This is a genomic window from Mechercharimyces mesophilus (genome assembly GCF_059818345.1).
The window spans coordinates 319,987-331,963 of sequence record NZ_JCBAPH010000002.1 but is presented as its reverse complement, the minus strand read 5'-3'; the positions used below and the strand labels follow the sequence as shown (position 1 = coordinate 331,963).

General features: G+C 46.9%; 9 protein-coding genes. All 9 read left to right on the top strand.

Translation table 11 applies throughout. The features are described 5' to 3' along the window. The first annotated feature begins 393 nt into the window (after positions 1-393). The 9 genes from AC6RGY_RS09250 (at position 394) to AC6RGY_RS09210 (ending at position 11,976) form a co-directional block, all read left to right on the top strand. Positions 394-1,812, top strand: a complete 1,419-nt coding sequence (locus AC6RGY_RS09250; RefSeq protein WP_499862208.1) for a sigma-54 interaction domain-containing protein — start codon at positions 394-396, stop codon at positions 1,810-1,812. 167 nt (positions 1,813-1,979) lie between these two features. Beyond that, positions 1,980-3,038 carry an L-erythro-3,5-diaminohexanoate dehydrogenase gene (gene kdd / locus AC6RGY_RS09245; RefSeq protein WP_499862203.1) on the top strand — a complete coding sequence of 353 codons (1,059 nt, stop codon included), beginning with the start codon at positions 1,980-1,982 and terminating at the stop codon, positions 3,036-3,038. A 1-nt stretch (position 3,039) separates the two neighbouring features. After that, positions 3,040-4,335 (top strand): lysine 2,3-aminomutase, encoded by a 1,296-nt coding sequence (gene kamA / locus AC6RGY_RS09240; RefSeq protein WP_499862198.1) that lies wholly within the window; start codon positions 3,040-3,042, stop codon positions 4,333-4,335. Positions 4,336-4,343: 8 nt separating this feature from the next. Continuing rightward, positions 4,344-5,405, top strand: coding sequence for a lysine 5,6-aminomutase reactivase subunit KamB (kamB, locus tag AC6RGY_RS09235; RefSeq protein ID WP_499862195.1), 1,062 nt, complete (start codon positions 4,344-4,346; stop codon positions 5,403-5,405). A 1-nt stretch (position 5,406) separates the two neighbouring features. Further along, positions 5,407-7,038, top strand: coding sequence for a lysine 5,6-aminomutase reactivase ATPase KamC (gene kamC / locus AC6RGY_RS09230; protein ID WP_499862191.1), 1,632 nt, complete (start codon positions 5,407-5,409; stop codon positions 7,036-7,038). A gap of 4 nt (positions 7,039-7,042) precedes the next feature. Further along, complete coding sequence (gene kamD / locus AC6RGY_RS09225) at positions 7,043-8,626, top strand: lysine 5,6-aminomutase subunit alpha (RefSeq protein ID WP_499862187.1); 1,584 nt, start codon at positions 7,043-7,045, stop codon at positions 8,624-8,626. Continuing rightward, positions 8,623-9,369 carry a lysine 5,6-aminomutase subunit beta gene (gene kamE, locus AC6RGY_RS09220; protein WP_499862183.1) on the top strand — a complete coding sequence of 249 codons (747 nt, stop codon included), beginning with the start codon at positions 8,623-8,625 and terminating at the stop codon, positions 9,367-9,369. Before kamD ends, kamE begins: the two co-directional genes overlap by 4 nt. 363 nt (positions 9,370-9,732) lie before the next feature. Beyond that, positions 9,733-10,506, top strand: a complete 774-nt coding sequence (locus AC6RGY_RS09215) for a hypothetical protein (protein ID WP_499862180.1) — start codon at positions 9,733-9,735, stop codon at positions 10,504-10,506. A gap of 30 nt (positions 10,507-10,536) precedes the next feature. Further along, positions 10,537-11,976 (top strand): lipopolysaccharide biosynthesis protein, encoded by a 1,440-nt coding sequence (locus tag AC6RGY_RS09210; protein WP_499862177.1) that lies wholly within the window; start codon positions 10,537-10,539, stop codon positions 11,974-11,976. Position 11,977: the final 1 nt, after the last annotated feature.

The window sequence follows — 11,977 nt, the reverse complement described above, 5'->3', positions numbered from 1 at the left end:
TACCCTTGTAAAGGGCTATACGAATATTTTTGTAACAGAAGGTTCTTACTTATTATGGTTCACTTGTTAATTAGAGGAGAAACTCCTCGTTCATAGAGGGAAAAGGATGAATGATCTTTTTGACCTGAGTTTACGATGTTAATCCCCGCTTCCATAAATGGACTTCTTTAACTAGATGGATTCACATTCCCACCTGTATCTATGATCATTCAGCATGGGCAGAAACGAAAAGTGATTGCCCGATTGCCCCAGTGCATCGTGAAAATCCTTAGAGGAGGGAAACTTCTCTAGTAAAATTGCAGGGTTTATTTTTCTCATAGTGAATGATTCATAGTGACGGTTTTTCGGCAGTATATGCTGATATTTTGGCCAGTGAAGGAGGCATAAATGAGAATGAATCATCAGTTGGTGGAATCCTTGTACCGTCTGGTACTACAGCGGATCGACGATGGGATTCATGTTGTGGATCGAGAGGGGATGACATTGTTTTACAATGATGTCGCTGCCGCCTTGGATGGCCTGAGCGTACAAGAAGTGATGGGAGCGTATATCCTCGATGTTTTTCCCTCTCTCAACAGAAAAACAAGCACACTTCTGCAAGTACTGGATAGCGGTCAGGCGATTCATAATCAAGAGCAGGAGTATACCAACCGTTACGGCAAGCAAATCGTTACGATTAACAAAACGGTTCCTCTTTATATAAAAGGTGAGTTGGTTGGTGCGCTGGAAGTCGCCAAAGATATTACGCATGTGAAAAATTTGTCCGAGAAGGTGATGGAACTACAGACGGAAATCCGGACACGGAGTGCTCAAATCGGATCAAAAAAGACCCCTCCGCGTTTGGACCCCATTATGACGCAAAGCGGTTTGATGCAACAAGCGATAGCGCGCGCACACAAAGTGGCAGAAACCACATCGTCTGTATTGGTGGTAGGCGAGACGGGTACCGGTAAGGAATTGATTATTCAGCTCATTCACCGTCGCTCTCGCTTGAGTGAACAATCGTTGATTACGCAGAACTGCGCTGCCATCCCTGCCTCTTTGCTGGAAGGACTGCTGTTTGGTACCGTTCGAGGAGCATTTACGGGGGCAGAAGACCGACCGGGCCTCTTTGAATTGGCGGATGGCGGAACCCTCTTTCTGGATGAAATTCATGCGCTGCCGATTGATCTACAAGCTAAGTTGCTCCGCGTGTTAGAAGAAGGAGTGGTTCGTCGGGTGGGGGATCTAAAAGTACGGCCCGTCAGTGTACGCTTACTGGTGGCGACCAATGTGGACCCCGCTGAGAGCGTACGGAAGGGAATGCTCAGGGAAGATCTCTATTATCGCATCCAAGTGGTACGTATTACCCTGCCTCCTTTGCGGGATCGGAAAGGGGATCTTTCGCTGTTAACCCGTTATTTTATCGAAGAATATAACAAACAATTCGGTAGAACGATTCGTGGGCTGACCTCAGAAGCGGAAGAATGCTTAAATCACTATCCCTGGCCCGGAAACGTACGTGAGTTAAAGCATGCGATTGAAGGAGCGATGAATGTTGTGGAAGGGGAGTGGATTACGCTGAAACACCTTCCAGAGCATTTGCTACAAAAGGATCTGCCACCAGTACTTCAAGTTACCGCGCCGATAGATGACTTGCCCTTGCGTGAGGCGATACGACAGTTAGAAGAAGAGATGATTCGACAAGCGCTTAAGAAACAACAAGGAAACATCGTGAAAGCTGCACACGCTCTCTCCATACCGAGACAAACATTGCAATACAAGATGAAGAAGTGGAAGATTTCCTTAGAAGAACGCCAGGAAGACCTATGACGTCCCAATGAAGATAAAGGAGTGCCGAATATTCAGCAGTTGCAAACAGACATTGGTGGATTCCAGCAGAGATTGAGCGCAATCTTTATTGGCACGCAATTTGCAATAATTAATTGGTGAAAGTTAATTTGGTGCAAGTAGAAAGTGGAGGAGAGGGGGCAAGGGAGATGAAACAAGGGGAACGATATGGACTTCATCGTGTCATTGAGCCGGTAGGAGTTCTGCCACAACCAGCTTGGAGGCTGGATGCTACTCCCGTTTGCTACCCATCGGAGTTACTCTTGGATGTGGAGCGCCTCAATATTGATTCAGCTTCTTTTACACAGCTAAAACAAGAGGCAAATGGAGATTCAGACAGGGTGAGGAAAAAAATCGAGAAGATTGTAGCAGAACGTGGAAAAATGCATAACCCCGAAACGGGTTCGGGGGGAATGCTTATTGGAACTGTGATCGAAAAGGGTGATCAATTTCCTGGAACCTTTCTAAATGAAGGGGATCGTGTAGCTACATTGGTCTCGCTTACGTTAACCCCGTTAAATCTACAACGGATTGGGAAAGTAGAGATGGCGACTGGGCAGGTGGATGTACAAGGGCAGGCAATCCTATTTGCCAGTGGACCGTATGCTTGTTTACCAGCTGATTTACCGGATGCTGTTGCGCTTGCTGCGCTGGATGTCTGTGGAGCTCCGGCACAAACGGCACGTCATGTTGCTCCTGGACAATGTGTGGTCATCTTAGGAGCGGGTGGCAAGTCAGGCCTCTTAAGTCTTTATCAGGCTAAAACCAAGGCGGGTCAGGATGGACGGGTGATTGCGCTGGAGACGAGTCCAGAGGCATGTGCCCAAATCGAGCATCTCCAATTGGCAGATTTGGTACTGCAGGTGGATGCAACCAATCCTGTCGAGGTACTGGCTCAGGTGGAGAAAGCGACAGGAGGAAAGTTGGCGGATATTACGATTAACTGTGTGAATGTCCCCAACACCGAGCTGTCAGCTATTTTAGCGACACGCACGGGAGGGACGGTCTATTTTTTCAGTACAGCTGTTCGTTTTACCGCTGCTTCTCTAGGGGCGGAGGGAGTAGGCAAAGATGTGCACATGATGATCGGCAACGGATATGCACAAGGCCACGCAGAGTTGGCGTTAGAGACGCTTCGCCGTCACGAAGGGCTGTTGCAGTTGTTTGCACAACGTTATGCCAACAATGAACCGAAAGGGGCTATGTAATATGAGGGATTGGCGTGAGGTTGAACTTTGGAAAGACGTAACCGAGGAACAGTGGAATGACTGGCTCTGGCAATTGACCCATACCATTCGCAAGATGGATGATTTGAAGAAAGTGATTAATCTAACACCGGAGGAAGAAGAAGGGGTTAATATCGCCAAGCAAACGATTCCTCTCAACATTACCCCTTACTACGCCTTGTTGATGGATGAGGATGACCCCAAAGATCCGATTCGTATGCAATCGGTGCCGATCTCCGGTGAGTTGCTGCAGACGCAATATGACATGGAAGACCCCTTGTTAGAAGATACCGATTCCCCGGCACCAGGACTGACGCACCGTTATCCTGATCGCGTTCTCTTTTTGATTACCAATCAATGCTCCATGTATTGCCGCTATTGTACCCGCCGCCGCTTCTCTGGACAGATCGGGATGGGGGTTCCGCGCAAACAGATGGACGCTTGTATTGAGTATATCCGCAATACGCCGGAGGTAAGGGATGTTTTATTATCTGGTGGAGATGGGCTGTTGGTCAATGATAAGATTTTGGAATATTTACTAAGCAAACTGCGTGAGATTCCGCATGTTGAGATCATTCGTATTGGGACAAGAGCTCCTGTCGTCTTCCCACAACGAATTACCGAGAATCTGTGCAAAATCTTACGTAAATACCACCCTGTGTGGCTCAATACCCACTTCAATCATCAAAAGGAGCTTACTCCTGAAGCCAAAAGAGCATGTGAAATGTTAGCCGATGCGGGAGTGCCTCTCGGAAATCAGACGGTGATTCTAGCGGGCATCAATGACTGTCCTCACTTGATGAAGAACTTGATGCAGGAGTTGGTGAAGATTCGCGTGCGTCCGTATTACCTTTATCAATGTGATCTATCTGAGGGAATCGGCCATTTTCGTGCTCCCATTTCCAAGGGCTTGGAGATCATGGAATACTTGCGCGGACATACTTCTGGGTATGCGGTTCCAACCTTTGTCGTCGATGCGCCCGGTGGAGGAGGAAAGATTCCCGTCGCCCCCAATTACGTCGTTTCACATAGTGCGCAAAAAACGATCCTGCGTAACTTTGAAGGCGTGATTACCTCCTATCCGGAACCGGCATCTTATCATCCTCATGAATCGGAAGAGTGTGAGTTCTGTGCCCGTGCCAAAGGGAAAACCACGGGGATTGCCTCTCTCATGGCAGATGAACGTCTCAACCTTGAGCCCAAACAATTGGATCGGGAGACGCGGCGTCCGCAACAAGAAGCACCGGATGCGACGGAATCCGAACTGTCGAAAGCGTAAGGTGACCGATGCTTACGCGAATCATTCAAGAAGAGAGGATTACATCACTGGCATTGATCGGGCTTGCTAAGAATGTAGGAAAAACGACAGTGCTCAATACAGTGGTGAGAAAGTGCGCTGAAAATGGTCTTTCGTTGGGTTTGATGAGTATGGGTGTGGATGGTGAAAGGCGCGATGTGTGGAGCGGTCGTACGAAGCCAGCTATTTATGTACCTGCTGGCACACTGGTAGCGACGGCTGCTCCTTATTTGGAGGAAACAAGAGGAGAGTGGGAGTTAATCGCTGCTCTCCCCTTTTTCTCTACTGTAGGTCAAGTGATGATCGCACGTTCTCTACGTCCGCTGAGAAATGTGAAATTGGCCGGAATTACAGGTGGATGGCAAGCACGCAGGGTCAAAGAATTATTTCAACAGGCGGGAGTCAGGCTTACCCTGATCGACGGTGCTTATGATCGCAAGGCTGCAGCCAACCCACTCATCAGCGATGCAGCTATTTTGGTAGCGGGAGCAAGTATGGGACGTACATCGGCGACGGTAGTCCACCAAACCAAAGAGGTGGTGGAGTTGTTTTCCTTACCAAAAATCAGCGAACCTGTTTGGCAAGAAGCGGGTGAACAGGCGGAAGAGACGAAACGCGTGGTTGTTGTGAGGGGAGAAGAGTTAGAAGTGACATCCTATACCTCCTTGTTATTAGATAGTGAGCAGGTGATGAAGCATATCTCACAGACGGAGAGCGAAGGCTTGGCGATTCCGGGTGTACTGACCGAGCGCATGCTCTTACGTTTGATGGAAATAAAGCATCCGTTGACGGTATTGGCTTCTGATCCGACACGCTGTTTCCTCTCTCACTCTCTACTGCGTCGTTTTTTTCGTAAGGGACATCGCTTGGGATATTGGCACTCCTTTCGCCTCATGGCGCTGGCTATTAATCCAGTAGCTCCTGCAGGATATGCTTTTGTAGCAGAGCCCTTTAAACAGGAAGTCCAGCGTGCTTGTCCTACCTTGCCTGTCATCGATGTGATGCGCGATACATGGGATGAAGAAGTGGAACAAGCGGAGGGGAGCGAGTAGGATGGAGTCGTTCCTTGATAAGAAGACAGCAGATGTTATCGGGTTCTCTTCTCTTTGGTCTCAGTTTCGGCCCCTCACTCCAATGGGGCGAAAGCGCAAGATGGAAGGAGTTCCGTTTGTCCCAGGGGAGGAAAAGCGGTGGCAGGAATTTTTGTTAGAGCAGCAGGCGCTTTGGGATACGGCAGGGAAGGATTCGGTGTGGGAACAGCGGATAGAGGCGCTGTTGTCCAAGGTTCCTGATGTGGAAGATCTCCTTTCCCGCTTGCAAAACAAAGAAAGCCTCGGTATAGGCGACTGGTTTAAGTTGAAGCAATTTTTGTGGCAGGGAAAGAACGGAGCGGAACTCTTACGACAGCATGAGAGGGTGGCGTCTAGCTATAAACTGGCCACACTCCCTTGGGAATCGCTACTCCGTCCCTTAAACCCGAGTACCAAACTGACGCCGACCTTTTCACTAGAAGGGCTAGGAGATCCTCAGCTTTCTTACTGGAAAAAGCAGTGCCTTTATTTGAAAAAAATTTGGCTTGATCTACAAGCAGAAGAGGTTAAAGAAGTCGAAGAGACGTATCAGCTGAAACAAACGGGAACGAAGGAATGGGTTGTTTCCAGGGATCATCCTGATCTAAGCACCCTACGAACTGATTCACGTCTGCGACTGGTACGGGAAACCGTCTTTGAAGTGATCTTCGCGTTGGCGGGGAGTCAGGAAGCGCAAGCCGCCACGCATGAATGGCAAGAAGCAGAAAGGAAGAAAGAAGAAGCGGAACAAGTGGTGCTAGCAGGTCTGTCCGCCCGCTTCCATCCTCAACTCTCCTTAATCATGAGAGCGGTAGAAGCGGTTGCCTATCTGGATTTGCAATGGTCCCGCAGAAAAATGGCAAGAAGTTGGGATGGAGTCAAGCCCTTGTACGCAAAAGATTGCATTACCTGTAATGGACTTATTCACCCCCTTCTGCTTGAGAGGCTGAAAGCTCATGGGAGGGAACCTACTTCTCTTGACTTCTCCCTTTTACCAGGGGTGACTGTTATTATAGGGCCCAATATGGGTGGGAAAACCATGTTTTTAAAAGCGGTCGGGCTAGTAGTTGCCCTTGCCCACTATGGCTTTTTTGTGCCAGCAGTCAAATGCCAGTTGCCTCTTCTCCCTTTTATGGTAGCTGTGATGGGAGATGAACAAGATACTGATCAGGGGTTATCCACCTTTGGGGCAGAAGTGATGCGAATGAAAGAAGTGCTGGCGTATAAGGAAGCCGGTTTACTTCTCCTTGATGAGATCGCTCGCGGAACCAATCCAGTAGAAGGAGCCGCATTATCGGTGGCCATGACACAGGCACTGACAAAACGCGATCATTGGACGGTTCATATTACTCATTATCAAGAGGTTCTGCAGGTATCCAACATGGTTCGATACCGAGTAGCGGGGTTGAGAGAAGAGCTGGGTCCACCCGCTGCAAACGAAGAAGAAGATTGGTTGGAAAGGCTCGCGATGCACATGGATTATCGTCTGCTACCGATTACAGAGGGAGAAGAAATGCCCATGCAAGCATTGGAAGTGGCACGGCAGCTAGGGTTGCCATCCGTCATCGTGACAGAAGCTCAAAGGAGAGTGAAAGGAAAAGACCGAGGGAGGTAGAGAGATGGAAGAACGGTTCCGACTGGATAACACGCTAGTGGAGCGTGCTCGACGAGCGGCCGCACGGATTGCCGGACAGGTGGATGAGTTGGTGGCGCGCAAGACGACGGTGGCAGTGGAACGGACTGTGTTGCGCTTGTTGGGAGTGGACGGCATTGATGCGGAGGGAGTACCACTGCCCAATATCATGGTGGAAAAAATGGAAAATAAAGAACAACTAGGGAGGGGGATCGCCGGACCATTAGTAGAGGCGATGGTACAGACGAATTTATCAGCACAACAAGTAGCGGAACAGGTAGCCACTGGGGCCTTGGATCTTAATAAAGTGGATCGATTAGAGGAAAGCGTGTTGCGCGAACAGGGAAGAAAATTGGCAATGGTTGCACTTGGGCGAATTGAACAGAACCGCGAGCGTCGTTCTGAATGGATTAGCCGTGTAGGAGACCGTCCGCGCCCCTATTTGTACGTGATTGTCGCTACGGGAGATATATATGAAGATGCTGTACAAGGGAAAGCAGCGGCACGGCAAGGAGCCGATGTGGTGGCCGTTATTCGTAGCACAGGTCAGAGTTTATTGGATTATGTTCCTTATGGTGCGACGAGAGAGGGGTATGGAGGAACATTTGCCACACAGGAAAACTTTCGCATTATGCGCGCTGCGTTAGACGAGGTAGGGGAGGAACTGAATCGCTATATTCACCTTTGCAATTATTGTTCGGGCCTTTGTATGCCAGAAATTGCAGCTATGGGGGCTTCGGAGCGACTGGATATGATGCTTAATGACGCCCTTTACGGCATTTTATTCCGCGATATCAACATGCAACGTACCTTAATCGATCAAGCTTTTTCCCGCATGATCAACTCCTTCGCTGGGATTACAATTAATACGGGAGAAGATAATTACCTGACAACTGCCGATGCAGTGGAGTCTAGTCATACGGTGACGGCATCTCAATTTATTAATGAACAGCTCGCCTTGTTATCTGGTTTGCCGGCGGAACAGATGGGGATCGGACACGCATTTGAAATTAACCCCAATATGGAGGACGGACTTCTCCTGGAAATTGCTCATGCTCAGTTGGCGCGTCAGCTGTTTCCCCAGGCACCACTCAAATATATGCCTCCTACCAAGCACATGACAGGCAATATATTTAAAGGGCATGTACAGGATGCGATGTTTAACTTGGTTAGTATTTTGACAGGGCAAGGAATACAACTGCTGGGCATGATGACGGAAGCGATGCATACGCCCCATATGCATGACCGTAAATTGGCGATCGAAAACGCACAGTACATCTTTGGTAATGCCCGTCATCTACGCGATGAAATCACCTTTCGCCCTGGAGGGAAAATTGAACAGCGTGCACAAGAAGTATTAGAAAAAGCGGTACTCATGCTAGAAGAAGTGGAGCAAATCGGACTGTTTACTGCATTGGAGCAAGGGATGTTTGCTGATGTGAAGCGCCCCCGAGAGGGAGGTAGGGGACTAATCGGTGTGTTGGAGCGAGAACCTGATTACTTCAACCCTCTGGAAGAGATTTTGCGTGAGCGGCTTCATCTAAAGAGAAGGGAGGGGCAACTCTCGTGACAGTAGACTTTACCAATGTCAAGCCGTACGGAGATACTTCCAACGATGGAGCTGTCCAACTAAGCTTTACTTTACCTGTCCCATATGGGGAGGAAGCACGCGAAGCAGCGCGTCAACTTGTGGCGAAGATGGGGTTTGTCGAGCCACAAGTTTACCATATGGATGATTTGGGGGAGGCATTTACTTACTTCATCGTGTATGGTCGTTGTGAAGAGCTGATTGATTATTCGCAGATTGAAGTTCCCAAGATTGAAACAGATGTCATGAATTTCTATGAGATTAACCGCTTTATTAAGGAACGTATCGGACGGAAGTTAGTCGTTCTAGGAGCTTGCACAGGCACGGATGCGCATACTGTAGGAATTGACGCCATTATGAATATGAAAGGATACAATGGGGAGTATGGGCTGGAACGGTATCCGGAAATCGAGGCATTTAATCTGGGTAGTCAAGTGCCGAACGAAGAGCTACTAGCACAAGCATTAGAGAAGAATGCGGATGCGCTTCTCGTGTCACAAGTAGTAACACAAAAGGGAGTGCATATTACGAACCTAACAGAGTTGGTGGAGTTAGCGGAAGCAGAGGGGGTACGTGAACGATTTCTCTTCATCTGTGGTGGGCCGCGCATCAATCATGAAATGGCTTTGGAACTGGGTTATGATGCGGGTTTTGGTCCTGGTTCGCTTCCTCCACAGGTAGCTTCCTATGTTGCTCAAGCAGTGGAGAAGCGTCAGAGTGGGTGATACATCCAACATGCTTTCAATCTTATAAAAGTGCTCCCTGCTAACGAGGAAGCACTTTTTTGATCTTTCGAAGTGGGCTTATTCCAATCAGTATGCTCCCGCGCAATATGCTATCACCCGGGTACGCATGAAGGAGACTATAAGTTTTTCTTTGAGTGGATTATATGATTTTGTTTTATGTTTGTATGTTTTGCGAGAGTTAGTAGACTCTGTGAAAGAGAATGTGATAAGATACACCCGAAGTTTGGAGGTCTTCACCTCTATTTCAATCTGAATGGCTCTATTTATACTAACTAAGGGACCAATCGTGGTCTGTTTAGACAGTAAAATAACAGAAATGTTTGCTAGCGAGGTGAACGTTTGATGGATCGACAAGAACAATCAGCTTATTCGTTGTATCACTATGCAACATTTTTTTGGAAGAAAAAAGTAGCATTCTTATTAATATTCGGCTTGTTTTTGATAGGAGCTGTCTGTGTGAGCCTCTATCTTCCTGCGGAATACAAAGGATCTGCTACTTTCTGGATTGGTGAAGAAGGTAGAAGCGATCTGGCTGATTCGGGTGTAGTAAAAGCAGAATTATTACAGAGCGCTGTCGATGAGAAGACCAATGTGAAACTGGAAGTTACTTCCCATGATGCAAAGACGATTTACGTCTCCGTGATGGGAAGGGATGCACAGGAAGTTGAGAAAAGTTTAGATCAAGTAGCACGTTATTATTATAATTTGATACAAACAAGCTATGAAGATAGAAAAAGCTTGGTTGAAGAGGGGATCAACCTCACGGAAGAACGAATGGAGAACCTTGATCCACTCATCGAAACGCTGAATGAGCAGGCTGAAATGCATCCTGATGATAAAAGCATCTTTATTAACCTACTTTCTTACCAGGAAGAACAAAATCAATTAAGTAACACTTATTATCGCTATCGCTTAGACTTGGCTGAGTTAGGAGATCAACCAAGAATGATCTCCCCTCAATCACTAGATGAATTAAAAGTAACCAATACGCAATCCTCTTTTCTCTATATCTTGGTGATATCTATATTGTGTAGCATCATCCTGTCGATCGGTGTCCTTGTTATGTGGAAATACATAGAGAATGGTCGGGAATATCATTCTTCAGAACAAATGTAAGGGAGGTGCAGGGAGAGAGGAGGTACCTGTTTGTTTTCTACTATGAAACGATTTCTTGGTGATTCTCTGCTTTACAGCTTGATGAGTGTAGGGACAAAGATGATCAACTTCATTTTGGTCCTTATTTATACAAATGTTTTTGTAGGGGATTTAAAGCGAGAGTACGGAGCATTAGCCAATATAGATAGCATTATCGCGATTATTACGGTTTTAATCATCTTTGGGACGGACTCTGCCCTTGCCTATTACTATCTTGCAGAGGATGATGAGAAGAAAAAGTGGATATATGTTCAGAATGTGATGTCTATCCGTCTGCTTTTTTGTGTCTCTTTCCTTTTTCTATTTTATATAGGGTCAGATACCATATCCTGGCTACTTACTCAAGACAAAAAATTTGCGTATGCGATCGAATTGAGCATATGGGTACTGCTTTTAGAAACCGTTGGCGTATTGATATTAACTGTTTATCGCTATCAATTTAAGACAGGCAAAGTAGTATCCCTTACTTTAGTGAAACTGGCTGCGATCTCGTTGCTGTCTTATATCTTCTTCATTTGGATGGGCAAGCAGTCGATAGATTTCATCTTTTATGCAAGGCTAATAGGCGTTGGCTTGATGTTACTACTTCTAGGACCCAAGATAGGATCATTTCTTAAACTTCGCTTTGATTACGAAGTGTGGAAAGAAATCCTTACATATGGTGCTCCTTTAGTACCGGCATCGATCGCGATCTGGCTGATTGCAGGCTCAAATCGCTTGATGATCACCCATTTAATGGATGACGGTACGATACAGGTGGCCACTTTTGAACTCGCCTTCAAATTTGCCTCATTGATCACACTGGTTACTTATGGCATTCAGATGGCTTGGCGCCCCTTCTCCATGCAACATAAGGATGATGAAAATAGCCAAGAGTTATTTTCTAAAGTATATGTGGGTATTTTCGTTGTGGGTATGGTTGTCACCATGTTGATCACGACGGTGATAAAAGGGGTCTTTCATCTCCTTGATAATCCTGCCTATTTCGAAGCTTATCAGTATGTTGGCTTTCTATCGCTGGCTGCTTTTTTGAACTTCTATTATTTAATTATCTCAGCGGGACTCTTTATTACGAAAAAGACGACGGTGGTTTCAAAAGTTTTTGGTTGGGTTGCGCTATTTAATCTAGGATTAAATGTGAGTTTGATTGTTTGGCTGGGGCTTTGGGGATGCGTCATGGCTAATGTGATTACCTATGTATTGGCTTTGGTTCTTATCTATCGCAAGAGTCAACAAGCCTGGTTTATTCCTATGCCTGCGTTGAAGTTGGTGTTATTTTTCCTACTGACGGTGATAACGATGGGGGGATTGGTGTATGTGCAACTCCACTCCTACTCTTTGTTATGGCAAGTAGTCCCTTGGATCGTGTTTTTGGCATCGTTTGTTGTACTCCGTCTCGACAAGCATTTATTCTTGCGGAAGGAAGCATAGA